This is a genomic window from Bordetella petrii, from assembly GCF_020991325.1.
GTDB classification, from domain to species: Bacteria; Pseudomonadota; Gammaproteobacteria; order Burkholderiales; family Burkholderiaceae_B; genus Bordetella_A; species Bordetella_A petrii_E.
Genome location: NZ_JAJMLX010000026.1, coordinates 1 through 26,475 on the forward strand (window position 1 = coordinate 1; position 26,475 = coordinate 26,475).

Consider the following 26,475-nt stretch of genomic DNA (forward strand, 5'->3'; position numbering starts at 1 on the left):
CGGGAAGCTCCAGCGCGGCGGCGCAGGGCGCGGCGTCCCAGCAGCGCGGCCTGGCCATGGAGGCCCGCACCGCGCAAGCACTGGAAAAACTGGCCGCCCGGCTGAACAGCGCCGGCGGCGCAAGCCCCCGTTACCGCGTCGTGACTTCGATGCAGGTTCCCGCAGCCATAGGCGGCGAGCGCGAACGCGCCAAGAGCGAATGGGACGCCGTACTGCTCAAGCAAGACGCGGGCGCCGTACCGGATTCCCCCTGGGACATCTGTTTGCTGGCGGAAGCCAAGGCCTCGATCGATGCCGCCGCCACCGACCTTCCGCGCCTGCTGCGCGGCATGCGCCTGCTTGCGCGCGCCACGCCAGGCCGCGCCTATCCATTCCAGACCGCGCAGGAAACAACGCTGCTGAACGGATTGTCGATGAATCGGCTAAGCACGGATGCGCATGCGCTGGCACGCACCGTGCTGTACTGCTGCGACGCGCCCGCCGAAGCCGTCCCGCGCCTGCTGTCGGCGGCCAGCCGCATGCAACTGCTGTCGGCGACGGCCAGCCTGGAATTCGGCGGCGCGCTGGCGCAAGGCAGGCCCAAGTCCGCGCAAGCCCTGGCGCCCGTCTGGCGGCAGCTTTGCGAATCTCCAGGCTGGCAGGCGGTGCTGAACCAGTACCCCATGCTGCGCCAGGCACGCGAATTGATGGTGCATCCCGACGACTTGCAGGCGGCCATCGATAGCGTGCGGTAGCCGGGCACGGGCCCGGCCCGCCTGTGTTTCCAGCCAGATCGCGTCGCGCGCGGGCCGATGCAGCGCTTACGAATAACATATCTTCATGACGGCCCATGCCGCGAATTATTCCACTGCATGGAAGCTGTTTTTCCACAACACAGTAATACTCCCGATCGACTTCGGCTCCTAGACTTTCGTCCGTACCGACAGCCACGGCCTGATCTCAACAGCCGCGACGTCGGTGTCGTTGATAAACACAGGAGCATTACATGAAGAAGACTCTGCTCGCCGCCGCCCTGGCAACGGGATTCGTCGGCGCTGCGCAAGCCGCCAGCACCAGCGTCACGCTGTATGGCTTGATCGATACGGGTATTGGCTACGAACAAGTCAAGGGCCCCAACGGCTTCAAAGAAAGCCGCGTTGGCGGCGTCAGCGGCGTCAGCGGCGGTTCGCGCTGGGGCCTGAAAGGCACCGAAGACCTGGGCGACGGCCTGAAGGCCATCTTCACGCTGGAATCCGGCTTCGACAGCCAGAACGGCACCTCGTCGCAAGGCGGCCGCCTGTTCGGCCGCCAGGCCACGGTGGGCCTGGCCGGCGATTCCTGGGGCAAGATCGAATTCGGCCGCCAGACCAACATGGCGTCGAAGTACATCGGCGGCATCAGCCCGTTCGGCACCGACTACGGCATCGCCGGCATCGGCTCGGCGTTCGGTTCGGCCAAGTCGCTGCGCCTGGACAATATGGTGATGTACCAGTCGCCCAACTTGTCGGGCTTCAGCTTCGGCCTGGGCTACTCGTTCAACGCCGACGACGAGAAAGATGGCAACTTCGCCACCGGCGACAACAACCGCGTCATCACCGTGGGCGCCAAGTACAGCGCCGGCCCCCTGACCGTCGCTGCCGCCTACGACCGCCTGAATCCGGTCAACGCCGTGTCCGACGAGCAGGACACCAGCCTGCAGGAATACATCATCGGCGCCGAGTACGACTTTGAAGTCCTGGCGCTGCACGGCGCCTGGGGCCAGACGTACGACGGCTGGTTCTCCGGCATCAGCATGGGCAGCAGCCCCGACGACTTCAACTCGCTGGGCAGCCTGCGCGTGGTTGACGGCGCTCGCGTGAACTCGATGATGGTGGGCGTGACCGTGCCGTTCGGCGCCACCAAGGTGTTCGGCAGCTGGCAGCGTGCCGATCCCAAGAACGACAAGCTCACCGGCGACGACGAAGCGTTCGACGTCTTCGCCCTGGGCGCCACCTACGACCTGAGCAAGCGCACCAACCTGTACGCCTACGGCGCGTATGGCAACAACTTCGCTTTCCAGGAAGACGTGAAGAACACGGCGTTCGCCGTGGGCATTCGCCACCGGTTCTGATCGACCGGAAGGCGGGCTGCCTGAAGGGACAGGGCAGCCCCGCCGGCCCGGGACGGGTGTCCCTACGGATCTAGCGGCTTCCTCTCCGTTGACCGCGAGTGACGTATCCTCAACCCCGTCCCGGCCATTCCGGCGGTTCGAAGGGTCGGGCCTCCCCTCGGGGAGGCCCACTCATTTCTGCACGGTCAATCCCGGAATGAACGGTCACGGCGGTCCAGTAGCCGCAGCATCGCGGGCCACTCCATCACTCCGTACGGGCGCCGGGTCTCGGGTCTGTACAAGTGCGCCGTCTTCGCGATGACGTCCTGGGACGGATAATGCAGATTCGTATTGCAGGCCATTGCATCCACCTGGGCGCGACAGGCCATTTCAAGCCAGTACATCGTATTGAACGCTTGCGGAATGTCCGCCGCGGCCACCAGTAAGCCATGGTTACGCAGGATCATGGCATCGCTGCCGCCCAGGTCTTTTGTCAACCTATCGCGCTCATCCGTATCCACGGCCGGGCCTTCATACTCGTGGTAGGCAATATCGCCGAAACGCATCGCCGTCTGCGTCAAGGGAAGCAGCCCGCACTCCAGCGCCGAAACAGCCATGCCGGCGCGCGAATGTGTGTGAATGACGCATTCGACATCGTGCCTGGCCCCATGGACAGCGCTGTGGATGACATAGCCCGCAAGATTCACGTCGTAATCTTCATGGGGGTTCAACAGCACATCCCCCGCCAAGTTGATAGTGATCAGGCTGGAGGCGGTGATCTCTTCATACATGAACCCATAAGGGTTGATCAGCAGCCGGTCTTCCTCGCCCGGCACCCTGACGGTGATGTGGTTATAGACAAGATCGCTCATGCCGAACATCGGCATCAGGCGGTAGCATGCGGCCAGGTTTACACGGGCTTCCCATTCTGTTTCGGAAACAGTGGCGCGGACATCGTTAATCGGGGCATTCATAGAAAGTCCTCTTGAATAATCAAATCACGCTGTCATTGGCAGCACAAATAATCGGAAATACCGGTAGGCCGTGGAAATCAGCGGACGAGATACAGCGAGAACGCAGGCACGTAAGTCACCAACATCAAAACCAGCACCATCACCACTATTTGCGGCCAAATGGCCTTGGCGATGCTTGTCAACCGCTCTCCGCTCACAGCGGCTCCGACGAAAAGGCAGTAACCCACGGGCGGGGTTGCCATTCCTATAGCCACATTCGTAACGATCATCGCGCCAAAATGGATGGGGTCGATGCCGAACTGGTGGCCAATGGCGATAAGCATTGGCCCAAAGATCAGCATCAGTGCAATCTCATCCATGACCGCGGCAAGCAGGAAGAACCCCAGATTCAGCGTCAGCAGCATGATCCACTGCTGCTGAATGGAATGGTCAAGAAATTCTGCAAATCGAGTCGCGAACTGTTCCTGGGCAATCAGCACACCCATGCCTCCGGATACGGCAACGATACCCATTACGACAGAACTAATCTTCATGGCCTTTAGCAGCACAGCTGGAAGCTGTGAAAGGCGCAGTTCCTTCTCTATGAAAAGACCAACGATAAGGCTGTATAGGCAGACCACCGCTGCGGCTTCCGTGGGAGTGAAAATTCCACCGTAGATTCCACCCAGCACGATAATGGGAGCCAATAGCGCCCAAACGCCTTTTCGCAAGGCACCTGCAACTTCCGCCGCACTGGCACGCGGCAGCCGTGGCACCTTATCGCGATGAGCGCGCCAGATCACAATTGCCGAAAGCCCCACTGCCATTAGCAACCCCGGAATGATGCCTGCAAGGAAAAGGCTGGCAATGGATTGCTCCGCGATGACACCCCAGATAATAAAGGCGATGGAAGGCGGAATCAGCGGAGCCAGCACCCCGGCACTCACTGCCAGGGAGGTGGCGTAGGGTCTGGAATATCCACGCTCCCCCATGGCAGGAATCATGGCGCCGCCTATTGCCGCCGTCGTCGCCGGAGCTGAGCCGGAAATCGCCGCAAAAATGCATGCCGCGAAAATAGTTACGTGGCCAAGTCCGCCCAACAGATGCCTTACGCAAACATCCGCGACGGCGATTAGCCGTCGCGAAAGCCCGCCAGCTGACATCAGTTCGCCAGCGAGCATGAAGAACGGTATGCCCAGGAGACTGAACGATTGCGTACCGGCGACCACGGTCTGCGGAAGAAGCATGAATGGCACGTCGGCAACAACTAATACCGCGGTTACGACCAGTCCTATTGAGAAAACGAAAGGGACGCCCAACATAACCAGACAGGCGAAACCGACCGACAGTATCCAGGCTGTTGTGCTCATGAACGTCCTCCTGAATCGAAGCTGCTCAACAACCTTTCTAAACTGTATAGTGCGATCAAGCCTCCACACACCGGGGCCGCGCTGTACAGCAGCTCGATTGGGTAGCCTATTGCGGCGGAAATAGATCCACGCATTTCTTCCACATAGTCGACTCCAGACGATGCAAGGAATAGGCCAAATGCCAGAGTGGCAGTACAGGTAAATACCTCGATAACCTGGCGCAGCACGGCTGGCACTCTCTCAATGAGAATATCCACGCGAACGTGAAATGCCTCTCTCACCCCCAATGCCAGCATCAAGAGCATCGCCCAACTGAACAGCAGCAACGCAAGTTCTTCCGTCCAGGATGGCGGCAGATTGAATACGTAACGCATGGCAACTTGCCAGCAGATCGTCGCTACCATCGCAGAAGAGATCACCATGACCACCACCTTGACGATCCAAGTGATTGCCGTATTGCACTGCCTCAACGCTCTGATGGCGTAACGCACTTACTTCACCTGGGCCAGGGCGGCATCCATGATGTCGCCGCCAATCACAGACCTGAATTCGTCATAGACGGGCTGGACTTTTGTACGAAATGCGGACGGATCGCCAACTTTGTTGAGTACCATGCCTTTCTCTTCTAGTGCAGCAGCCAGTTTTTTGGCGCTCTCCTCCACGGCCTTTCTCTGTTCTCGCGTCGCGTCATCCGCTGCCCGCATGACTGCCGCACGTTGCGCGGGCTCAAGTTTCTCGACCCACCGCTTGTTGAAAACCAGCGAAATGACGGAGAAAGTGTGTTGTGTCAGTGAAAGATATTTGGTGATTTCGTAGGCTTTCGTCGAGTCTATAACCGAGAGAGGAATCTCCAATCCGTCCAACGCCCCCTGTTGAATCGCGGTAAACGTCTCTCCCCATGCCATGGGTACCGGACTTCCTCCAAGGGCCTTATACATGCCGATATACATCGGGCTCTGCATTACTCTATATTTGACCCCGGCCACATCATTCGGGATGGCTACCGGCCGGACATTGTTGATCATGTTCCGGAATCCGCCTCCCATGTAGCCAAGCGGCAAAATGCCCTTCTTTTCGAGCTTTGCACTCAATTTTTTCCCAATATCTCCCTCCATGAGGTGATACGCCTGCTCAGCCGAGGAGTAGAGAAAGGGCAAATCATTCAACTGGTACGCCGGCTCAATTTGGGCGATTACTGCGTTCGTAATAATGCCCGCCTGCGCCAATCCCATGCGCACGCCTTCCAGCAATGCTTTTTCATCTCCCAGTTGGCGGTTGGGATAAAGCTGGACATCAAAAACTTTTCCATCTGGATCTGCTTCCAGAGCAGTCTTGAACGCGCGAGCCCCTATCGCGTAAGGGTCTTCCACTCCGTCCGTGGTGGTCCAGCCCAGCTTGATTACCTTTTTTTGTTCTGCATGGGCCGGGAATGTGCAAGCCAAACCCACAATGGCCAAGCCAGCCACTAACATGTGCGCTTTCATGTCTACTCCTCCTTGAATCGTTATTAATATGTGGCCCCTGCCAGGGCTTCTAATCTGACCAGTAGAGCCGCGTCGGATTCTCTACTAATACGGCATTCCTGGACTGCTCATCAGGAAGCCAATCAAAAAGCAGGTCAACCAGATCGCCATCATTAGGCATTGGTGGACGTATATGGGGATGAGGCCAATCGGTTCCCCAGACGGCTTGCCGTGGATTCGCGTCAAGAAATGCGTTCACCAAGGCCGTTACTTCGGGATAGCGGGGAGCATTTGTGGAAAGCCTATAGGGTGCGGATAGCTTTACCCATCCGGTACCCTCACGCATTAGCTCAAGAAGGTTCTTGAATCCTTGGCTTTGGATAAGCTGAGCGGGCTCTCCATGCGCCAGGTGGTCAACGACAACGTCCAGGCCCCGCTTCACAATGTACGGCGCAAGCTCCGGGACATGCACAAGGTCGCCGAACAGCTGTATGTGCCACCCGTAAGGCCTGACTTTGTCGATGATGTTTTCTATCTGCGGCATTGTGGGTCCATTCTCGAAAAGCACGTTGATTCGCGTGCCACGAGTTCCCAACTGGTGCCATCGCGCAATATCTTCATCGGGCGTATCCGCATGCACCACAGCCACGCCACGTAGCCAGCCGTTGTTCTTCTCCAATAGCGCTTCGAAACTGCGATGGTCCGGCCCGTAAACGCTTGGATGAACGAGAACTGCGCGATCGATTCCATATGCCTCACGCAGCGCATCGTAGTCGGCCTGCGTGGCGCGTGTAGGGGTATACGCGCGCTGGGGGGAAAAGGGGTATTTCTCTATCTCATCGAAAACATGGAAGTGGCAATCGCACGAGCCTGCGGGCAAACGGCCCTTGGCGGATTTCAGTTGATTGTTGAAGGGCAGGTAAACATCTGAGTTCGCAATTTTTGGGGCGCTCATTGTTTCGCGACTCCCACGGCCTTGGCGGTATCGCCCCACATGCGGTAGTTCTGCTCTACCATTTTCTGGAACTCCTCCCGTGACTGGCTGATAACGACCTCTGACCCCAAAGCGGTAAGTTTTTTGCGTACGGTGGGATCCTGCAGAGCGCGGTTCAAATCAGCATGAAGCTTGTCGAGAATCGGCGCCGGCGTTCCCTTCGGGGCAAAAAAACCCAGCCAGGCACCGGCATTGAACCCCTTCACGCCAAGCTCATCGAGAGTGGGCACATCCGGTGCAAGATCGGCACGCTTGTTGGTGCTGACGGCAATCGCCTGCAGCCGGCCATCTTTGACATGCGGCGCGGTGGAAACGACCGTATCGAAAGTCATGTCGACGTTGCCGCCAATCACATCGGTCTGGGCCTGGCTGCTTCCCTTGTACGGTACATGAACCATGGATATGCCGGTTCTCTTCATCAGCATTTCCATCAGCAAGTGGCTGGTCGTTCCCATACCGATGCTTGCGAATGTCAGGCCGCCCGGCTGTGCTTTGGCATGGTCGACCAACTTCTGGAACGTATCCAAGCCCTTTTTCTTGTTGGTGACGAGCATGTAGGGTAGCCAGGTGGTCTGGCCTATGAACTCGAAATCGTTCAGCGGGTCGTACTTCAAGTCGCTGTAGACGAAGGGATTGATGTTCATCGGCGCCGTGGCCGACAGCACCAGCGTATGGCCGTCCGGCTTCGCGCGTTTCACCTGGGCGACGGCAAGGCTGCCGCCCACCCCGGGCTTGTTCTCGACGATGACGGGCTGCCCCCAGTCTGCGCCCAGTTTCTCGCCGATGATGCGGGCAATCGCGTCGGTGGATGTGCCCGGCGGGAATCCAACCACGAAGGTCACGGGGCCCGACGGATAGTCGGCGGCCGATGCGGGCCCAGCCACCGAAATCATGCAAGCGAGAAACGCTGCTTGCATCGCGCGGCACCATATCCGCATTCTGTCTCTCCTGATTGTTATAGGTGCTGCATTCTCGCACCGCGCAAACAGGAAGCTCAATTCAACAATTCAAAATGCGGCATTTCAAACCGCGAAAGGCTTTGGAGTGCCTAAATACTAGGGCCTCAATGGCGAGTGTTAATTCCAAGGCACGGGAAAACCCGTAAACCCATATCACCAAGACAGCGTATTCAGCGCGGCCGTGCGTGAAAATTTTCAGTGATCAGTAAGGCGTGGCATCACGACGCAATATCTCGACTATCACATCTTCAACAGCTCGTACCGCGATAGTTCGCGGCCGGTTTGCCGCCGATGCCATGACAAAATCCGTGCTTATTTCCGGATCGACTATCTGCTTTGCAACAAGAGTGCCGTGGGCAATCTCTCGGGTCACTGCCGCCGCCGCCAATACCGTGTGGGCATCGCCTTTTATTGCGATCTCCTTCATCAGGTCGAAACTGTCGATCTCATGAACGATCCTAACCTTGATGTTCCTTCCCGCCGCCGCGCTTTCCAGGCTGCGCCGCAACCCGTGATTTCGGCTGGCTATCACCAGCGGAAGATTGTGCAGCGCATCGAAAGCCACGGAGTCTCCCGCGTCAAAACCTGATTTCCCTTCGGCAGACACCAGGCACAAAGGCAGGCTCATGAGAGGAGTGGCCAGGATCTGGCTGGACCGCCGCGAATCATGCAGGACAGCGATATCGACCCGTGCCCCCGTAAGCCATTCGGAAATATATCCACTGTATCCAGTAACGATATTCAGGTGAATCCCCGGGTGCAGCGAAGCGACTGTCTTGAATATCTGATACCCGGACATGCTCATGATGGTCGGCGTAAGCGCCAATGTGACCTCGCCCCGAGGGCTCGATGCGTCTGCCTTGAATGCAGTAACTACACCTTCAATATCCACTATTAGCGGCCGAAGCTTTTCGACCAACTCCAGTCCCTCAGGCGTCAGCACGACGCCGCGGCCATTCCGATGAAACAGGGACTTTCCGCATTCCTGCTCCAGCTTCCTGACCTGCCTGCCCACGGATGGCTGGTTTATTCCGATTACGGCAGCGGCCTTGGAAAAACTGCCCAGGTCAGCGACTTTTATGAATGCGGCAATAGATTTCAAGTCCATGGCTTCGGATGTTCATTTCGCGAATATCTGATAATGCTCTTCTTTCATTGTTGCACTACCCCCGGTCGAGTAGATTAAACAAAGCAACGACACCAGAGGGCATATGGGCAAGCAGGCGAGCGGCCGCGATATTTTCTTAGAATTGCTTCTTGACGAAGGTATAACGCACTTCTTCGGCAACCCCGGCACTACCGAATTGCCCATTATAGAAGCGCTGCCGCGCCATCCTGACCTGCAATATGTGCTGGGGCTTCAAGAGGCCGTCGTGGTGGCCATGGCCGATGGCTACTCGCGGGCCACCGGCAGATTGACCGCGTGCAATCTGCATTGCGCCCCCGGGCTGGGCAATGCGATGGGCGCTATTTACAACGCCAAGTTTTCCGGGTCGCCGATCATTATTACCGCCGGCCAGTACGAGATCGGATACGGGCTTACGGAACCCCTGCTCTACGAACCGCTGGTGCAAATCGCACAGCCATTGGTCAAATGGGCAGTCGAAGTCCAGCGCCCGGAAGATCTTCCCAGGATCGTGCGGCGGGCGGCAAAGATAGCCATGACTCCGCCGATGGGGCCGGTATTCATCAGTCTTCCCGGGTCTGTTCTTCACGCGGAAGTCGACGTGGATTTCGGCAAGCGCACACGGATCGAACACGCTGTTCGTCCTACAGATGCCGTAATCGAGGCGGTTGCCGGGGACATTCTTCGGGCAAAGAAACCCGTCATCATCGCGGGCAGCGAACTAGAACTGCGAGATGCATTCGCGGAAGCCGCTGCATTTGCCGAGCTCATCGGCGCACCGGTATATGTTGAGCCGGTACCGTACAACGCGCGCTTTCCCAATACCCATCCCCTTGCGATGGGAGACATCACAAGAAACCAGCCTCAAGTCCGAAAGACACTTTCGGAATACGACTTGTTGATTTGCCTGGGGGCAGACCTGCTTAGAATGTCCCCCTTCAACCCCGTAGACCCTATGCCTTCGGGGCTGAATGTGGTTCATATATCGGAACGGCCCTGGGAACTGGGCAAGAATTATCACGTTGAGCACGCCATCTGTGCCAACGTAAAAGCCACCCTGACTGACTTGAATGCCAAGATATCGGGTGCAAACCACGGGGACCTGTGCTCCTCCGCGCAGCAGCGCGTAAACGCGATTACCTCGAAAAATTGGCAGGTTGCCCGTTCTGCCGAGATCGACCGTATCAAGTCGCTCACCCAGACAGAGAAAATCCATCCGGACGAGTTGATGCTGGGCATCAGTGAGTACCTGCCGGATACGGCGATCGTCGTCGAGGAATCTCTTACTACGGCAAGCTGCCTGGCAAAGCTGCTGAAGATCGACTCCGGCTGCCGCTATTTTGGCCTTGCAAGCGGCGGACTCGGATTCGGGCTGGCGGGCGCTGTCGGCGTCAGCCTGGCGCACCCGGACAAGCAAGTAGTGGCCGTTCTTGGAGATGGAAGCTCCATGTACGGCATACAAGGGCTGTGGACGGCTGCGCATTTCCAGCTAGCGATCACCTTTGTCATCGTGAACAATCGAAGCTACCGGATACTCAAGGACCGAATGCCTGGGGCACCAGGGGCAGCGAATTTCATCGGCATGGATTTCGACAACCCACCGATGAGTTTTGTCGACATAGCGCACGGCCTGGGCTTGCCTGCCAGCAAGGTACGCAGCCAGGCGGAGCTGCAGGCGTTCCTGGAATCCCTGGAATCCAGGAACGGGCCCCGCCTTGTTGAGGTTATCGTGGATAACGGCTACTAGACACGAAAGACAAGCAGGCTGTGCATGCAGCCGACGCTTTGAAGGCCGACACTTCGAAGAGGCGCCCCCCTCGGGCCCCTCATTTCTTTTATTTGAACCGCTTCGCTAGCGCCCTTCCCCCGTCCGTCAGCAGGGCGATATCTCCCCCCACGGCCACAAAGCACGCCCCCATTTCGATATAGCGTTGGGAGTCATCGTTGTTCAAACTCAAGATTCCCGACGGTTTTCCTGCCGCCGCGATGCGCTGCACCGCGTCCGCAATCGCCGCCTGCACATCTGGATGCCCTGGCTGTCCAATCAGCCCCATAGACGCCGAGAGGTCGGATGGCCCGACGAAAACCCCATCCACTCCGTCGACAGCAGCAATCGCATCCAGATTCTGCAACCCTTCCTGCGACTCGATCTGCACTAATAAACACACACGCTCATTGGCCTTCTTCAGGTAGTCCGCCTGAGCGCCAAACTGCGAAACCCGCGCCAGGCGCGACCCTACGCCCCGCATACCGTGTGGCGGATAACGCATCGCGCGCACCAATTCACGCGCCTGATCGGCCGTCTCCACCATAGGCACTAGAAGATTGGTCGCACCCATGTCCAGCAACTGCTTGATCATCCACGCTTCGCCAATCGCGGGGCGCACCACCGCATGGCTAGGATAGGCGGCGACTGCCTGCAACTGCCCCAGAACGGAGGTCAGGTCATTGGGCGAATGCTCGCCATCGATGAGCAGCCAGTCAAAGCCGCAAGCCGCGCACATCTCGGCTGCATACGGATTGGCCATCGACAGCCACAGCCCGATCTGGCGCTGCCTTGTCTGTATTGCCTGCTTGAAGGGATTGTCAGTAGCCATGATTAGTCCAGTTTGACCCCAGTAAGCTCGACTAAATGTTCCCATTTGGCGATCTCGCCTTTCTGGAATTCTTTGAATTCGGCCGGAGTAACGTTGACCAGCTCTAATCCGACGTCATCGGCCATTTTCTTCATCTCGGGGCCTTGCACATACTGGTTGATAGTCTGGTTAAGCTTGCTGATGACCTCAGGCGGCGTGTTCTTGGGGGCAAAGACGGCATACCACGTTACCAAGCCACGGTCGTCAAAGCCATATTCACTGGTGGCCGGGGTATCCGATGCGAAGCTGGCCCGCTTTTTATCCGCCACCGCCACCAGGTTCACCCTGTCGGCCTTGATCTGGGTAAGCGAGGGGCCGGCATCTTCAAACACATACGACACCCGGCCGCTGATCAGGTCTGTCATCAGGCTACCCACGTCTTTGTACAGTACAGTTTCCACCTTCACATCCTGGCTTTTCTTCAGCAGTTCAACGAACACGCGGGATGTGGTGTTGCTGGAGCCGAAATTGACCATGCCGGGATTCGCTTTGGCTTCGGCAATGATCTCGGGGAACGTCTTCGCCTTTGCCTCCTTGCTGGCCAGTATCACCATCGGTCGTTTGGCCACGATGGAAATGGGCTCAAAATCGGCCTGCGGATCGTAGGCCAGTTTGCTGTACAGGCTGGCGTTGGCCGCCATCGGGCCGCTGGTAGCTACCAGCAGGGTGTAGCCGTCACCCGGGCTATTGGCTACAGAAGACGCGCCAATAATGCCACCGGCGCCAGGCTTGTTCGCCACCGCTGCGGGCTGGCCCAGTTTTTCAGCAAGGCCCTGGGCCACCATGCGGGCAATAGCATCGGTGCCGGAGCCCGCACCGAAAGGCACCACAATGGTGATGGGTCTTTCCGGATACGCGGCAAGCGCGGCAGGGCCAGCCAGGCTGGCGCCAATAACTATGCCCATGCTCAATGCGGCCTGTTTGGCCGCGCGTACTGTCAATCTCATGTTGTCTCTCCTGTTTGTAGTTATTGCATCGACACGGTGGGGCCCACATCCTGGGCCGTCGCACGGCGCATGGCCCGGCGGTACTTCTGGTTGTAGTTGGTGCCGCGATGCATGGTGCAGCGGTTGTCCCAGATCACCAGGTCATGGGCACGCCAACGATGCCTATAAACGAACTGGGGTTGGGTGGAAAAAGCCATGAGCCTGTCCAGTAATGCACGGCCGTCCTGCTCGCTCATGCCCTCGATGCTCTTGATGTGCGAAGCCAGATAGAGGGATCGGCGTTGGTTATGGGTGTTATTCCGTACCAGCACCTGCTTCACTGGGGGCTGCCGTTCACGCCATTCTGGCGGAATGGCCTGCGCCTCCAGGCCCAGCAGGCTACGGGAATGGAAATAGTCATGAACGGCGATCAAATCCTTGATCTGTGCTTGCGTGACAGGCTCCAGGTGATCCCAGGCAGCCCGCATATCGGCAAACTCTGTTGCGCCACCCACGGGGGAAACCTCCTGCGCATTCAGCAGCGATGCGCTGGCCGGGGTTTTTTTGAAAGAACTGTCGGTATGCCAAAGCTGATTGCTCAATAGAACAAGGCGGCGGATATCGTTGTCCCCGATGACTTTGCCTTGTTCGTCCAGATTGGAAATATCCGATAACTGCGCGTGCCCCAGCCGACGCGGCTTTTTCTCGCTGGCGGTATATGTACCCACCGAGGTTTCCAGCGGCCCGTAGATTGCCGCGACACGTAGCTGCTGCGCCTCGTCCAATGGCTGGTCAGGAATGACCAGTACCGCATACTTGTCCAAGGCGTCGCGCAGGGCTTGTTGCAATTCGGCCGATAGTGGCTGAGTGAGATCGATACCGGCGACTTCTGCCACGAAGTCGTCCGCTACCGGTGTGAGGTCTAGCATCAGGGAATCTCCTTAGTACCCAATCTGTCTGGTTGGCTTTATAATTTTCGATAGTCGAAAATAATTTCGTTGATAGAAATCATGATAAAGAATCCTCCCACGGCTCAAAATCCGGGATTACCCAAAGGCAGCGATTTATTCGTGGAAGCGTTCGCCCGGGGTTTGGCGGTCATACGCGCCTTCGGCCCCGACAGCCCCGAACTGACACTTTCCGAAGTAGCGGAACGGGCCGGGGTTACGCCAGCGGGGGCACGGCGCTTGCTCCATACGCTGGTTACCCTGGGTTATGCGCGGGTCAACGGCCGCAGCTTCTCCCTGACGCCATCCGTATTGGATATTGGCTATTCCTATCTGAATTCGCTTTCGTTGCGCGAAGTAGCCCTGCCCTATCTGGAGCAGTTCGCCCGCAACCACGGCGAAATATGCTCGCTGTCCGTGCTCGACAAGAACGACATCATTTATGTCGCACGCGCCGAAATTCGCAGCCCTTCCGCCCGGAGGCTGATCACGGGCGAGCGCTTGCCTGCGCATGCCACTTCCACCGGTCACGTGCTATTGGCGCAACTCAGCACGCAAGAATTGGACACTTTCCTGGCACAAGCGCCTTTCGAACGATTGACACAACACACCTTGGTAGACGCAGAGCCATTGCGCGCAGCGATACGCAAGGCCGAAGCCCAGGGATATGCGTTGGCAAGCCAGCATTTCGAATTGGGCGTGTGTGCGCTTGCCGTACCCGTGCACAATCGGGAAGGCCAATTGGTGGCAGCGCTGACCACCAGCCTGAACCAGGCGAAACATCCCGCCGAAAGCGTGGTGGCCGATTTCCTACCCAGTTTGCAAGAGTTGGCCAATGAAATCAGGCGAGGGCTGGCCTGACGGAGCCGCTTAGCAACCGTAGCAGTCGTTGCCGGTGGTTGTAAGCATTGGCATCGAACGGCCCAATACCCTGCCGAAGGCCCCGCATTGCGAGTAAGGTACGAAGCAAAGGCCTTTGATTGCCCGGTACTTCGGCCTGTGCCGCCAGCAGGAACCACAACATGATGAAGCCCCTACGCCTGGCATTGCGGCCCGCCCTTGTCGCGGCCGCGTGCGCGTCGATTGCCGCCTGCGCGGATAGTAATCCGCCGCGGCAAACCGGCATGGACTATCGCAGCCCCTCTCCTCCCACGGTACAGGGTGCGGACAGCGCCCGGGGTTCCTCGGGCCAGCGTTTGACCATACAGTCCGGCGAAGGAGAAAGATTGAATCTTCCCTGGTTCATCCAGGATACGCAGGACTGGGTCAACAGCCGCTGACCCCGCGCGACGCACCGGCCGCAAGCAGCCGGTGCACGCCGGAGTCCGGCTCAAGACGCGCCCGCGGCAAGCCGCCAGAACGGACCCGCGTCAGAACACGCCCCGCACCGTCAAGGTCGCATTGAGCGGATCGCCATAGAAACTGCCCCATCCCGGTGCGCCTATGGTCTGGTAGTACTTCTTGTCGAACACGTTATTCACGTTCAACGCCGCCGACCAGTTCTTGTTGATCCGGTAGCCGACCCGCGCATTCCAAACCGCGTACGACGCTTGCGAGACCCGCACCGAGCGCGTTTCGGTATAGCTGCCGCTTTGGAAGTTCACGCCCCCGCCCAGCGTCCATGCGGACAATTCGCCCGGCAGCCGGTAATCCGACCACAGGCGCAGAATGTGCTTGGGCGTCACGGTGCGACCGAAATTGGTGTTCGACACTTCGGTGTCGTCCAGGAACTTCAGCGTGTTGAAGGTATAGCCGGCGAACAGCTGCCAGCCCCGGGCCACTTCGCCGCTGATCTCGGCATCGATGCCCTGGCTGCGCACCTTTCCGCTGGACCGATAGCAGATGTCGCTGACCGTGCATGTGCCGGCAAGATCTTGCTGCGCCCGATTTTTCTGGTCGATGCGGAAAAAGGCCACAGACGTGTTGACCCGGCCGTCCAGCAGTTCGCCCTTGATGCCGGCCTCGTAGTTCGTGCCCAGGATGGGGTCCAGCAACTTGCCGGATGCGTCCAGCGCGTTCTGCGGCTCGAAGATCTGCGCCACGCTGACGTAGCCGGACCATTGGGGATTGAACGCGTAGATCAGGCCGCCATAGGGGGTGAAGACGCCATTCTCTTTGTAGGGATCGGTGTATTGATCGCCGCTGTCACGATAGCGGCCCGTGTTCTCGTACCAACTGACGCGCGTCCCTGCCACGAGTGTCAGCGGGTCGGCCAGGCTGAAACGGCCGACGCCATACACGCCGGTCTACTTCATCTTGATGATGGTGGCGGCGCCCCGGTAGGCGTTCTCGCGCAGCCAGTCATCGGAAGGCTCCGGCACATCATGATCCGGGTTCCAGACGTTCATGGCGCGGTTCAGGCGCGCCGTCGCGAAGTCGTTCTTGCTGGTCAGCTCGTTGATGCTGGCGCCGACGCTGACGGAATGCTTGCGGCCCAGCGCCTGGAACGCCCCGTCCACGTCCAGGTTGAGCGCCTTGTTATGCGTCGAGAAATCGAAGATGCCCGCATACATGGTGGGCCCGAGCCCCGTTGCCGGGTCGACCGCGCCTTCGGTGAAGGCGTACTTCGAATCATTGGATTCCTGGGTAGAGGTGGCGGTAAGCCGCAGCGACCAATCATTGTCGAAACGATGTGCAAGCTCCGCGAACACGGAAGTCTGCTTGCCGTTCCAGCGGTTCCAGTCCTGTGCCAGCGAGGTCGACCGCTTCAGCCCGATGTCATCGCCGTTGGAATAATGAGGCAAACCGTGGAAGAACGGCGTGGACCGCAACTGCTCGTAGCTGACGCCGCCAGTCAATGTCGTCGCAGGCCCCAGATCGTAGCTCAGCACGCCATACAGCACGCCTGTGCGGCTTTTCGAAACGTCGTAGAAGTAATCGCGGTCGTTGTAGCTGGCCACCGCCCGGCCCCGCAAGGTGCCCGATTCGTTCAAGGGTCCGGTGGCGTCGATGTCGGCCCGGTAGTTGTTCCACGATCCGCCGCTGGCCATCAGCTGCAGCTGGTTTTCGGCAAGCGGACGCTTGCGCACCAGGTTGACGGCCGCGCTGGGCGAGCCCGTGCCCTGCAGCAGGCCAGTGGCGCCCCGGATAATCTCCACCCGATCCAGGATCACGGTATTGCTGGTGAAGCTATTCGCCTGGGGGTAATAAAACGCGCGGTTGACGCCATCAAACTGATAGCTGTCGACCCGGAATCCCCGCGAGAACACGTAGCTGCCGCCCATCGGGCTCTTGTATAGCGTCATGCCCGTGCTATTGGCCAGCACTTCGTCCAGCGTGTTGGCATTCTGGTCATCCATGCGCTGGCGGGTCACGACCGTGACCGACTGCGGAATCTCCTTCAAGGTTTGCAGGCCCTTGCCGATGGTCACGACCCCGCTGGTGTAGCTGCCGGAACCCTCGGTGGCGGCCTCGTCGAAGGCGCCTGTAACCGTTACCGGCGCCAGCGTCGACACACCTTGTCCCTGCTGCGGAATGCGGCGCAAATGGTATCCCTCGCCGTTGGCGTTGGCCACCGCCTGCAGCCCCGTGCCCGCCAGCAGCCGCGCCAGCCCCTGCTCGACCGTATAGCGGCCCGACAGTCCCTGCGTGGTCACGCCGCGCGTCAGCGCCGGCGAAGCGACCACGGTGACTTTGGCCGCCACGCCGAACCGGCCCAGCGCCTCATCCAGGGTCGCGGGCGCGATGGCGAAAGCGATGCTCTCCGCGGGGGCGGATTGGGCCCATAGAACGGCGGGGGGGGGCCAGCGTAACCGCCACCAGTGCAAGATGAACAGCCAGGCGCAAGCGCACCGGCCGCCCCCGTACCATCGCAGCTATGAAGGGAGGAAGGGATGAATGGCGTGATGCCATGACTGGATTTCCTGGTTCGTCGAATGGAATGGCCGGCCCCCGGGCGCCGCGGGGCCTGTCTCTATGTCTAACGAACCACTTTCGATAATCTTCGCCGTCGTTACAAATTTCCCGGGCCGCCACCCGGACGACGTATCCGATGCGGACGGGTCATGCGCTGCCGACGCTGACCCAGTAGCGCGTGCGATACCTCAGCGCCAGGTTCAGCGTGCTGGCCAGCACCTCGAGCGCCTTGTCGGGGTCGTCTATGCGAAACGCACCCGTAACCTCGCGGTTTGCCACATCGGCGTCGCATCGCAGGATCCCCACGCGGTAGCGTCCCAGTTCAGCCAGGAAGCGATCCAACCGCATGCGGTTCGCGACCAGCATGCCGGCAGCCCAGGCAGGCCCCGTGCCGTCTACCGAGGCGGAGGGCGACAGCGCGCTGTGGTCGAATTCGGCCTGCTCGCCGGCATGCACGACCCGCGCCGCCTGCGCGCGCGCGGCGGGCTCCAGCCTGACCGCCCCTTCAAACACCGCCACCCAGGTGGCGCCTCGGCCCTCTTCCTTCTGCCGCACCACAAAGCGGGTGCCCAGCGGCGTCAGCAAGCCATTCGGCGTCTTCACGCTAAAGGGGCGCCCGGCGGCATCGGCAGCCGTGGCGATCAAGATCTCCCCGCTGCGCAGATCGATGCGGCGCCGTCGTGCGTCGTAGCGCAGCGCCACTGTGGTATCGGTATTCATGGTCATGACCGTGCCGTCCGACAAGGTAATGACGCGCCGCTCGCCGGTGGCGGTGCGGTAAACGTTGGATCCGTCCCATAACCCCTGGCGCGCGCCCACCCATCCTAGCGTGCCCAGGCCGATCCCGCCTGCCATCCATTTCAGGGCGCTGCGGCGCGAGCGCTGGTCGCAGTAACGCAGGATGGTCTCGCCCGCGGTCGCCCTGGATACTTTTCCGTCTGTGGCGGCGCCCAGGTCCCGGCTGATGCCTTGCAGCCGTTGCCACGCAAGCTCGTGGCGTGCATCGGCCTGCCGCCATTGGGCACAGGCGGCCTGGGTGGCCGCGTCGGCCCCATCGCCAGTGCGCATCATCCATTGCGCGGCCTGCTCGACAATGTCGGGATGCAGCCGTTCGACGTGTGCAAGGCTCATGTGTACAGCACCGCGTAGCAATGCCGCCAAGCCTTGACCATGTCGCGCTGCACGGCCTGCACCGAAATACCGAGCATATGGGAGATATCCAGGTACGGCAGCCCCTCTACCTGCGCCAGCACGAATACCCGGCGCACCCGTGCTGGCAGTTGTTCCAACATGCGGCACACGGCGTCCAGGGCTTCCACCACCAGCGCGTGCGTCTCGGGGCTGGGTTCCACGTCTTCGCTGCGCGAGGCCAAGGTTTCCAGGTAGGCTTGCTCGATGGCCCGCCGGCGTGACTGATCAATCAACAGACGCTTGGCGACCGTGGTCAGGAAGCCGCGCGGCTCGGCGAAAGCCGCGCGCGACTCGCTGCGCATGACGCGCTCGAAGGTGTCATGCGCCAGATCGGCGGCGTTCTCGGCGTTGCCGTTGAGCCGGCGGCGCAACATCTGCACGAGCCATCCATGATGCTCTCGGTACAGGCTGACAAATTCGTCCGAAGACGCATAGTTGGCAGGGTGCACGGGGGACTTTTATTCAAACGCTAATGGGAATTATTGCTAATTGTAGATGATCATTGTCCCAGCCGCGTTTTCCCCCTACGGCCAGCCCCTAACGCAACCCCGCAACCTCCACCATTTTCGCCCCGCAGGCCTCCACCAGTTCCGCATCATGGCTGGCAAACAGCACCACGCGGCTCTGCCCCCAGCTTTTGAACACCTGGGCCAGTACATGGCGCGCCTGTGCGTCCAGCCCATTGCTCGGCCCGTCGGCAACGATGACAGCCGGGTCACCCAGGGCCGCCGCAACCAGGAAGACCTTGCGGCGCGTGCCGGTGGACATCTGTTCGAAGCGCTTGTCCAGGTGCGGCTCCAGCCCCAGGCGGCGCGCCAGGTCCCGGACGCCATCGTCCAGCGCGGCATGCTTCTGCGCCGCCACGTGTTCAAGCAGCCCGCGTCCCGTCTGTTCCGGAGTGGCCAGGCAATTGTCCGGCACATAGGCCAGGCGGGCCCGGGCCTGCCGGGGTGCGTGGATCAGCGAATGGCCGTCGACCCAGACGTCGCCGTCATCCGGCGCGATGGCACCGGCGATGATGCCCAGCAAGCTGGACTTGCCGGTGCTGTCTTGTTCGCACAGCGCGGTGCAGCCGGTAGGGAAGGTATGGCTCAGGCCCTGGAACACCAGATGCTCGCCATAGCGTTTGCCGATATTGTCGATGCGCAGCATGGCGGTTCAGGCGCCCTGGGCGGTTTTCTTGGCGCTTTTCCTGGCCGGCGCGGCGGGCTTGGACGACAGGTTCAGCGCCACGGCCGCACGAACCAGTGCCGCCAGGGCGGCTTCGTCGATCTGGTCGCCCTCGTGGAAATCAATGGCGCGCCGCACATTGCCTTCCAGGCTGGAATTGAACAGCCCGGAAGGGTCGGGCAGCGAGGCGCCCTTGGCGAAGGTGGTTTTCACGGCGTTCTTGTAGGCCTCGCCGGTGCAGATGATGCCCCCGCGCGACCACACGGGCACGCGCCACTTCCATTCCTCGACTACATCCGGATCGGCCCGCATAATGACGGCCCGCACCCGGGCCAGCATGTCGCCGCGCCAGCCGCCCAGCTCGCGGATGCGCGCATCGATCAGTTGCGCCGCGGGTACGCCTTCTTCTTCGGGCAGTGTGCGCCGGCCTGCGTTCATGGGTGTGCTCCTGGTTGGGTATTAGCCCCGCGAATGACAAGCGCCGCCACCGCCGCCTTGACGTCGCGCACGAACATCACGATGTCTGCCGCCTCGATCGCGACATTATCGCCGCCCTGCCCCAGATATCCATCGCGCGCCCGCGCCAGCACGGCCTGGTGCTCGAGCGGCAGGCGCCGCAGCGCCCAATCCGCGGCCGCATCCTTGGCCGCGATGCGCCCGGTTGCCGCGCTGTACCAGATGCGCGCCAGGGCCAGCACCACGTTGCGCTCGTCTCCTTCCCAATCGGCCGGCTCGTTCCACTGGGCGATGGTGTCCAGCAGGGCCCGCGCGAAATCCGCCTGAGGCACCGGGTGGAACAGGTCGGCGGCCGGCTGGCCCAGCAGACATAGGCTGTGCTGCCGGACCTTGGCCAGCAGGATGGCCAGGTCATGGTCGGGCATGGGCGGTTCGAAGATACCGGCCTGCAAGTCGGCGCGCAGCCATTCGCCAAACTGCAGTTCGCGCCTTGCCGGATAACGCCACGGCACTATCGCATCGTGCGCCACCACGGTGACCTCCAGCGCGCGGTACTGGCGGCTGGTGCCGGGCCAGGCGGACACGGTCAGTAAATCCAGCATCAAGGCACGCCGCGGCGGCTCGGCCGGTGCGCGGCTGACGGTAACCAGCAGGTCGATGTCGCTGTCGGGCCGCAGGCCGCCATCGACCGCCGAGCCGAACAAATGCATGGCCTGCAATGTGCCAGCCAGGTGCCGTTCGATAATGGCGCGAGCACGCGACAACTGCTCGATGATCGGGTCGGGAATCGATGCCTGCATGGTTGAAGTTTTTTAGTGGATCCGGATAGTGCTTGCGTTTTTACGTAGGCCGCGGGATGCTGCCAGCGTCGCAGACGCCGCCATCTTCACACACCATGCCAGCTACGCCAAGCAACCCGCCATCATTTTCATTGCGCCGCCTGCGCGCGGCGGACGTTGGCCACTACCGGCAACTGCGGCTGGAAGCGCTGCAAGCCGCGCCCACCGCCTTTGGCAGTTCGTGGGAAGAAGAAAGCGCGCAGCCGGTGGAATGGTTCGCCCGCCGCCTGGAGCAAGGCTGGACGCTGGGAGGCTGGCGCGGCGGCCGCCTGTGCGGCATCGCCACGGTGGTCGGGCAGGAACAGATCAAGATGCAGCACAAGGGCATTATCGTGGGCGTGTACGTACGCCCGGACGCAAGCGGCCAGGGCATGGGGCAGGCCTTGATACGCGCGTTGATCTCGCATGCCGTCGGCCGGCTGGACACGCTGCTGCTGAGCGTGGAGGCATCCAACACACCGGCCATCGCGCTGTACCGCAAGCTGGGCTTCGAAGAATACGGCCGCGAGCCGCGCGCCATGAAAATCGATGGCCGCTACTACGACGAAATACTGATGGCGCTGCGCCTGCCCGCCGCCTGAGGCCCGCCGCGGCTATTCGGTACGCTGGCCCACCACCGCGGCGGCAGATGGGTGGGACGCCGCCGAACGGGTCACCAGCACCTGGTCGACCCGGTACGTATCCACGTCCAGCACTTCGAAGTGATAGCCGCCCAAAGACACCACGTCGGTGCGGCGCGGCACGCGGCGCAGGGCTTCCATCAGGAAGCCCGCCAGGGTTTCGTATTCCTCGCCCTGCAGCTGGTCTTCGATGCCCAGCACGCGGCGCACGTCCTGGATGGGCGTGGCGCCGTCGATCAGCCAGGAATTGTCATCGCGCTGGATGATGAAGTCTTCGTCCCAGGGCGACACCAGTTCGCCCATGACCGTGCTCATCACATCGTTCAGGGTAACCAGGCCCACCACCAGGCTGTATTCGTTGACGATCATGGCGAAGTCTTCGCCCACCTGGCGGAACTGTTCCAGCACTTCGGCCAGGGTCAGCCTGTCGGGCACCACCAGCACTTTGTGGATGAGCTTGCTGTCGGTCAGCGAGATGGACTGGCCGTTCAGCAGCCGCTGGTACAGGTCGCGCGTATCCACATAGCCGATCACGTGGTCGATGTCGCCCCGGCACACTGGGTAGGTGGAAAACGGTTCTTCGGCGATGCGCGCGCGAATGATGTCCGCCGGGTCGTCTTCGCGGAACCAGGCGATGCGGTCGCGCTGCGTCATGGCGCTGGACACGGTGCGCGTATCCAGTTCGAAGATGTTCTCGATGATGCGCTGTTCGCCGCGCGCCAGCACGCCCGAACGGGTACCGGCTTCGGCCAGGGCCAGAATGTCGTCGGACGTGACGCGTTCGTCGCGCCGCGACGGCAGCCGCAGCAGGCGCATCAGTTGGTCGGCGATGCGCGAGTAAATCCACACCAGCGGCGAGAAAATGCGCACCAGCACGCGCATGGGGCCGATTACAGCCAGGGCGAAGCGCTCGGGCTCGGCCATGCCGGCCTGCTTGGGAATGAGGTCGGTCAGGATGATGAACAGCGAGGTCACCAGCACGAACGACCCCAGGAAACCCAGCGTGGCGGCCGTATCAGGGGCGAACCAATCGGCCAGAAAGCGGGTGAAGGCGGGGCTGAAAATACCTTCGCCCACGATGCCTCCCAGGATGGCCAGCGCATTGACGCCGATCTGGATGGCGGTGAAGTAAAGGCCAGGCTGTTGCTGCACGCGCAGGACTTCATCGGCGCGCGTGTCGCCGTTCTCGGCCAATTGCCGCAGGCGCAGCCGGCGCGACGCGGCGATGGCGATTTCGGCAACCGAGAAAAAGGCGGCGGCGATCAGCAGCGCCAGCAGCAACAGCAGGTTCTGGCTAAACGTCATCAACAAGGCGGGCGCGGCACGGCCCGCAAGAGTGCAAGACGTTGTCGATTCTACTCTGGCCGCCTTCCCGGGGTGCCGGACACCGTCCTGCTGACACCGTCGCGGCACACATCGGTGTCTGGCACCCTGACGGGAGCCAGACACCCGGCCATGCGCCCTGCGCCGGGGTCAGGCCACGGCCACCGGGATCTTGCCGATGCGGGCCTGCCATTCCTTCGGACCGGTGGTGTGCACCGACGTGCCCTGCGAATCCACGGCCACGGTCACCGGCATGTCTTTCACGTTGAATTCGTAGATGGCTTCCATGCCCAGGTCTTCGAAGGCCAGCACGCGGGCCTCGCGAATGGCCTTGGACACCAGGTAGGCCGCCCCGCCCACGGCCATCAGGTAGGCCGACTTGTGGTTGCGAATGGCCTCGATGGCCACGGGGCCGCGCTCGGACTTGCCGATCATGGCGATCAGGCCGGTCTTGGCCAGCATCATGTCGGTGAACTTGTCCATGCGGGTGGCGGTGGTGGGGCCCGCCGGGCCGACCACTTCGTCGCGCACCGGGTCGACCGGGCCCACGTAGTAGATGACGCGGTTGGTGAAGTCCACCGGCAGGGGCTCGCCCTTGGCCAGCATGTCCTGGATGCGCTTGTGCGCGGCGTCGCGGCCGGTAAGCATCTTGCCCGACAGCAGCAGGGTCTGGCCCGGCTTCCAGCTGGCCACTTCGGCCGGCGTCAGCGTGTCCAGGTCTACCTGCTTCGACTTGTTGTAGTCGGGCGCCCAATGTACCTCGGGCCATTCAGACAACGAGGGAGGATCCAGGCGCGCGGGGCCGGAGCCGTCCAGTTCGAAGTGCGCGTGGCGGGTGGCGGCGCAGTTGGGGATCATGGCCACCGGCTTGGAGGCCGCGTGCGTGGGGAAGGTGTTGATCTTCACATCCAGCACGGTGGTCAGGCCGCCCAGGCCCTGCGCGCCTATGCCCAGCGCATTCACTTTTTCGTACAGCTCGATGCGCAATTCTTCCAGCTTGTTCTGCGGGCCGCGGGCCAGCAGTTCGTACATGTCGATGTCGTCCATCAGCGACTGCTTGGCCATCAGCATGGCTTTTTCGGCGGTGCCGCCGACGCCGATGCCCAGCATGCCGGGCGGGCACCAGCCCGCGCCCATGGTGGGCACGGTTTTCAGCACCCAGTCCACCAGCGAATCGCTGGGATTCAGCATGACGAACTTGGACTTGTTTTCCGAACCGCCGCCCTTCGAAGCGATTTGCACGTCGACCTTGTCGCCCGGGACAAGCTCGACGTGCAGGATACAGGGTGTGTTGTCGCGGGTGTTCTTGCGGGCGAACAGCGGATCGTCCAGCACCGAGGCGCGCAGCGGGTTGTCGGGGTTCAGGTAGCCGCGGCGCACGCCTTCATCGCACAGTTCCTGCAGGGTGCGGCGGGTGTCGAAGCGCACGTCCATGCCCACTTTCAGGAATACATTGACGATGCCGGTGTCCTGGCACAGCGGGCGCTGGCCCTCGGCGCACATGCGCGAATTGGTCAGGATCTGCGCCATGGCATCGCGCGCGGCCGGGCTTTCTTCGCGTTCGTAGGCGCGCGCCAGGTGGCGGATGTAGTCGACGGGATGGTAGTAGCTGATGAACTGGATGCCATCGGCAATAGACTGGATGAAGTCTTCTTCTTTGATCAGGACAGACATGGCGGTATGAGCGGAAGCAGAGAAATCGGAAAAATGCGAAACGCGGCCGGACAAGCCGGCCACGGGGAATCAACAGCTTATTTTATGACCAGGCGGCGCGGGGCCTATTTGCCCTGCCACACGGGCTTGCGCTTCTCGGCGAAGGCGGTGGCGCCTTCCTTGGCGTCGGCCGACGTGAAAATGTGGGCGATCAGGGGACGCTGGCGGTCGAACATGCCGTCCTGATCCCAGTCGGTGGCCTGGGCCACCACGCTCTTGGCGGTTTGCACGGCCAGGGGGCCGTTCTCGACGATGATGCGGGCCAGTTCCATGGCGCCTTCCAGCGCGCGGCCGGGCTCGGTCAGGCGGTTGACCAGGCCGTAGCCGTGGGCGCGTTCGGCCGTCAGCATGTCGCCGGTAAGAATGACTTCCATGGCGATGTGGTACGGCAGGCGGCGCGGCAGGCGCAGCATGCCGCCCGAGCCGGCCACCAGGCCGCGCTTCACTTCGGGCAGGCCGAACTTGGCATTGCTGGCCGCCACGATCAGGTCGGCCGACAGGGCCATTTCGCAGCCGCCGGCCAGGGCGTAGCCTTCCACTGCGGCAATCAGGGGCTTGCGCGGGGGCCGTTCGTTCAGGCCGGCGAAGCCGCGGCCGGGAATCAGCGGGCGCTGGCCGCTCTGGGCAAAGGCTTTCAGGTCCATGCCCGACGAGAACGTGCCGCCGGCCCCCGTCAGGATGCCGATGCGCACGTCGTCATTGCTGTCCAGCTGGTCAAGCGCGGCCGCCATGGCCTGGGCGGTTTCCAGGTTGATGGCGTTCTTGGCCTCGGGGCGGTTGACGGTAATGATCTGGATACCGTCGACGACTTCTACCTTGATCAGGTCGGACATGCATGGCTCCTGGCGGGCGCGCGGGCCCACGGTTATCTATAAGACTTGGGATACCGAATCATACGACCATCGGGGCGCAGGCGCCCGGCGCCCCCGGTGGTCATAATATTGACCGCAGCCGCGACACGGCCGCGATCAGGGCATCCAGTTCGGCCGCCGAGGTCAGATAACTGACCGAGGCGCGCGCCACGCTGTCCAGGCCGCGCGCCCGCATGTCCAGCGGCGTGTAGGGCACGCCATTGGCGGTGATATTGATGCCCTGTTGCGCCAGGGCCTGGCGCACGTCGGCCGCGGCCACGCCGTCCAGGTTGAAGGACACCAGCGCCGACTGCACGGTGCCCATGTCGTGCAACGTGACGCCGGGAATCATGGCCAGCCGTTCGCGCAGCGTAGTGGCGTTGGCCAGCGCGCGGGCGCGGATGGCCTCGACGCCCAGGTCCAGCGCTTCCTGCAGGGCCTGGGCCAGGCCGCACAGCAGCGCCACCGGCTGCTCGCTGGTTTCCAGGCATTGCGCCCCTGTGCGCAGCGCGGATTCGCCATCGGCCCCGATGGGGGCCGACGAAGTATCGACAAAGGCCGGCTGCAAGCGTTCGGCGAAGCCGTCGCGCACATACAGCACCGACAGGCCGCGCGGCCCCCGCAAGTGCTTCCGCACCGGGGCCACCAGCACATCGCAGCCCACCCCGCGCACGCTGAAGGGCACCTGCCCCAGCGCCTGGGCGGCATCCACGATGTAGGGAATGCCGTGGCGGCGCGCGATGATGCCCACCTCGGCCGCGGGATTGATCAGCCCGCCGTTGGCCGGCAGCCAGGTCAGCGAGATCAGCCTGACCTGGTCGTCCAGCATGGCCTGCAGAGCATCGGGCGACACCTGGCCGTCGGCGTCGCAGGGAATGACCTCGATACTGGCGCCCGCGCGCCCCGCCACCTGCTGCATGGTGGCCAGGTTGCCGCCCCATTCGTGGCGCCCCACCAGGATGCGGTCGCCGGGCGCCCAGGGGCCCAGTGCCGCGAAGGCGCGGCCCCAGGCGTC

General features: G+C 61.6%; 26 protein-coding genes and 1 pseudogene. 6 read left to right on the forward strand and 21 right to left on the reverse strand.

Annotation, left to right across the window (positions count from 1 at the left end; all coding sequences use genetic code 11):
* Together LPZ50_RS04645 and LPZ50_RS04650 are read left to right on the forward strand one after the other, a co-directional pair.
* Window positions 1–734, forward strand: a pseudogene (locus LPZ50_RS04645) (3-deoxy-D-arabino-heptulosonate 7-phosphate synthase); the annotation flags it as partial.
* 251 nt (window positions 735–985) lie between these two features.
* Complete coding sequence (locus LPZ50_RS04650; protein WP_230658180.1) at window positions 986–2,089, forward strand: porin; 1,104 nt, start codon at window positions 986–988, stop codon at window positions 2,087–2,089.
* Between the two features lie 185 nt (window positions 2,090–2,274).
* On the opposite strand, the gene LPZ50_RS04655 is transcribed toward LPZ50_RS04650, so the two are convergent.
* The 7 genes from LPZ50_RS04655 to LPZ50_RS04685 all read right to left on the reverse strand — a co-directional run bounded on the left by LPZ50_RS04655 (window position 2,275) and on the right by LPZ50_RS04685 (window position 8,915).
* Window positions 2,275–3,042, reverse strand: coding sequence for a class II aldolase/adducin family protein (locus tag LPZ50_RS04655; protein WP_230658182.1), 768 nt, complete (start codon window positions 3,040–3,042; stop codon window positions 2,275–2,277).
* A 77-nt stretch (window positions 3,043–3,119) separates the two neighbouring features.
* Window positions 3,120–4,391, reverse strand: a complete 1,272-nt coding sequence (locus LPZ50_RS04660) for a TRAP transporter large permease (RefSeq protein WP_230658185.1) — start codon at window positions 4,389–4,391, stop codon at window positions 3,120–3,122.
* On the reverse strand, window positions 4,388–4,882 hold the full coding sequence (locus LPZ50_RS04665; RefSeq protein ID WP_230658189.1) for a TRAP transporter small permease: 495 nt from the start codon (window positions 4,880–4,882) through the stop codon (window positions 4,388–4,390). The genes LPZ50_RS04660 and LPZ50_RS04665 overlap by 4 nt, the downstream gene beginning before the upstream one ends.
* Window positions 4,883–5,875 (reverse strand): TRAP transporter substrate-binding protein, encoded by a 993-nt coding sequence (locus tag LPZ50_RS04670; protein ID WP_230658192.1) that lies wholly within the window; start codon window positions 5,873–5,875, stop codon window positions 4,883–4,885.
* A gap of 49 nt (window positions 5,876–5,924) precedes the next feature.
* A complete protein-coding gene (locus tag LPZ50_RS04675) occupies window positions 5,925–6,809 on the reverse strand; it encodes an amidohydrolase family protein (protein ID WP_230658195.1) in 885 nt (294 codons plus the stop codon).
* Window positions 6,806–7,765: a Bug family tripartite tricarboxylate transporter substrate binding protein gene (locus tag LPZ50_RS04680; protein WP_230658198.1), complete on the reverse strand. Its 960-nt coding sequence runs from the start codon at window positions 7,763–7,765 to the stop codon at window positions 6,806–6,808. The genes LPZ50_RS04675 and LPZ50_RS04680 overlap by 4 nt, the downstream gene beginning before the upstream one ends.
* Window positions 7,766–8,009: 244 nt before the next feature.
* Window positions 8,010–8,915, reverse strand: coding sequence for a LysR family transcriptional regulator (locus tag LPZ50_RS04685; protein ID WP_230658201.1), 906 nt, complete (start codon window positions 8,913–8,915; stop codon window positions 8,010–8,012).
* 103 nt (window positions 8,916–9,018) lie between these two features.
* Between LPZ50_RS04685 and LPZ50_RS04690 the strand changes: the two genes are divergently transcribed.
* Window positions 9,019–10,680 carry a thiamine pyrophosphate-binding protein gene (locus tag LPZ50_RS04690; protein WP_230658203.1) on the forward strand — a complete coding sequence of 554 codons (1,662 nt, stop codon included), beginning with the start codon at window positions 9,019–9,021 and terminating at the stop codon, window positions 10,678–10,680.
* Between the two features lie 88 nt (window positions 10,681–10,768).
* Here the strand turns inward: LPZ50_RS04690 and hpaI are convergent, their stop codons facing one another.
* From hpaI to LPZ50_RS04705, 3 genes are read right to left on the reverse strand one after another with little or no spacing between them, the layout of a single operon-like run.
* Window positions 10,769–11,533 carry a 4-hydroxy-2-oxoheptanedioate aldolase gene (hpaI, locus tag LPZ50_RS04695; RefSeq protein WP_230658248.1) on the reverse strand — a complete coding sequence of 255 codons (765 nt, stop codon included), beginning with the start codon at window positions 11,531–11,533 and terminating at the stop codon, window positions 10,769–10,771.
* Window positions 11,533–12,516 (reverse strand): Bug family tripartite tricarboxylate transporter substrate binding protein, encoded by a 984-nt coding sequence (locus LPZ50_RS04700; RefSeq protein ID WP_230658205.1) that lies wholly within the window; start codon window positions 12,514–12,516, stop codon window positions 11,533–11,535. The genes hpaI and LPZ50_RS04700 overlap by 1 nt, the downstream gene beginning before the upstream one ends.
* 20 nt (window positions 12,517–12,536) lie before the next feature.
* Complete coding sequence (locus tag LPZ50_RS04705; RefSeq protein WP_230658207.1) at window positions 12,537–13,424, reverse strand: TauD/TfdA dioxygenase family protein; 888 nt, start codon at window positions 13,422–13,424, stop codon at window positions 12,537–12,539.
* 81 nt (window positions 13,425–13,505) lie between these two features.
* Here LPZ50_RS04705 and LPZ50_RS04710 point away from each other — a divergent pair, with 81 nt between their 5' ends.
* Together LPZ50_RS04710 and LPZ50_RS04715 are read left to right on the forward strand one after the other, a co-directional pair.
* On the forward strand, window positions 13,506–14,303 hold the full coding sequence (locus tag LPZ50_RS04710; RefSeq protein WP_230658210.1) for an IclR family transcriptional regulator domain-containing protein: 798 nt from the start codon (window positions 13,506–13,508) through the stop codon (window positions 14,301–14,303).
* Window positions 14,304–14,467: 164 nt separating this feature from the next.
* Window positions 14,468–14,722 carry a hypothetical protein gene (locus tag LPZ50_RS04715; RefSeq protein ID WP_230658250.1) on the forward strand — a complete coding sequence of 85 codons (255 nt, stop codon included), beginning with the start codon at window positions 14,468–14,470 and terminating at the stop codon, window positions 14,720–14,722.
* 90 nt (window positions 14,723–14,812) lie between these two features.
* On the opposite strand, the gene LPZ50_RS04720 is transcribed toward LPZ50_RS04715, so the two are convergent.
* From LPZ50_RS04720 to LPZ50_RS04750, 7 genes are all read right to left on the reverse strand, one after another.
* Window positions 14,813–15,682 (reverse strand): TonB-dependent siderophore receptor, encoded by an 870-nt coding sequence (locus tag LPZ50_RS04720; protein ID WP_230658213.1) that lies wholly within the window; start codon window positions 15,680–15,682, stop codon window positions 14,813–14,815.
* Between the two features lie 6 nt (window positions 15,683–15,688).
* Window positions 15,689–17,086 (reverse strand): TonB-dependent siderophore receptor, encoded by a 1,398-nt coding sequence (locus tag LPZ50_RS04725; RefSeq protein WP_230658217.1) that lies wholly within the window; start codon window positions 17,084–17,086, stop codon window positions 15,689–15,691.
* 358 nt (window positions 17,087–17,444) lie between these two features.
* Window positions 17,445–18,428, reverse strand: a complete 984-nt coding sequence (locus LPZ50_RS04730; RefSeq protein ID WP_230658220.1) for a FecR domain-containing protein — start codon at window positions 18,426–18,428, stop codon at window positions 17,445–17,447.
* The gene (locus LPZ50_RS04735; protein ID WP_230658223.1) at window positions 18,425–18,937 is read right to left on the reverse strand and encodes a sigma-70 family RNA polymerase sigma factor; all 513 of its coding nucleotides are present in this window, start codon (window positions 18,935–18,937) and stop codon (window positions 18,425–18,427) included. The genes LPZ50_RS04730 and LPZ50_RS04735 overlap by 4 nt, the downstream gene beginning before the upstream one ends.
* An 88-nt stretch (window positions 18,938–19,025) precedes the next feature.
* Window positions 19,026–19,640 (reverse strand): ABC transporter ATP-binding protein, encoded by a 615-nt coding sequence (locus tag LPZ50_RS04740; RefSeq protein WP_230658226.1) that lies wholly within the window; start codon window positions 19,638–19,640, stop codon window positions 19,026–19,028.
* A gap of 6 nt (window positions 19,641–19,646) precedes the next feature.
* On the reverse strand, window positions 19,647–20,096 hold the full coding sequence (locus LPZ50_RS04745) for a DUF1801 domain-containing protein (RefSeq protein WP_230658229.1): 450 nt from the start codon (window positions 20,094–20,096) through the stop codon (window positions 19,647–19,649).
* The gene (locus LPZ50_RS04750) at window positions 20,093–20,914 is read right to left on the reverse strand and encodes an AadA family aminoglycoside 3''-O-nucleotidyltransferase (protein ID WP_268903209.1); all 822 of its coding nucleotides are present in this window, start codon (window positions 20,912–20,914) and stop codon (window positions 20,093–20,095) included. The genes LPZ50_RS04745 and LPZ50_RS04750 overlap by 4 nt, the downstream gene beginning before the upstream one ends.
* Window positions 20,915–21,009: 95 nt before the next feature.
* On the opposite strand from LPZ50_RS04750, the gene LPZ50_RS04755 reads away from it, so the two are divergent.
* A complete protein-coding gene (locus tag LPZ50_RS04755; RefSeq protein WP_230658232.1) occupies window positions 21,010–21,534 on the forward strand; it encodes a GNAT family N-acetyltransferase in 525 nt (174 codons plus the stop codon).
* A gap of 12 nt (window positions 21,535–21,546) precedes the next feature.
* On the opposite strand, the gene LPZ50_RS04760 is transcribed toward LPZ50_RS04755, so the two are convergent.
* The 4 genes from LPZ50_RS04760 to LPZ50_RS04775 all read right to left on the reverse strand — a co-directional run.
* A complete protein-coding gene (locus LPZ50_RS04760; RefSeq protein ID WP_230658235.1) occupies window positions 21,547–22,878 on the reverse strand; it encodes a hemolysin family protein in 1,332 nt (443 codons plus the stop codon).
* A 168-nt stretch (window positions 22,879–23,046) separates the two neighbouring features.
* On the reverse strand, window positions 23,047–24,570 hold the full coding sequence (locus tag LPZ50_RS04765) for a fumarate hydratase (RefSeq protein ID WP_230658238.1): 1,524 nt from the start codon (window positions 24,568–24,570) through the stop codon (window positions 23,047–23,049).
* A gap of 104 nt (window positions 24,571–24,674) precedes the next feature.
* On the reverse strand, window positions 24,675–25,442 hold the full coding sequence (locus LPZ50_RS04770) for a crotonase/enoyl-CoA hydratase family protein (protein WP_230658241.1): 768 nt from the start codon (window positions 25,440–25,442) through the stop codon (window positions 24,675–24,677).
* A 100-nt stretch (window positions 25,443–25,542) separates the two neighbouring features.
* Window positions 25,543–26,475 (reverse strand): aminotransferase class V-fold PLP-dependent enzyme (locus LPZ50_RS04775; protein ID WP_230658245.1); only part of this gene is annotated, 933 nt, incomplete at its 5' end.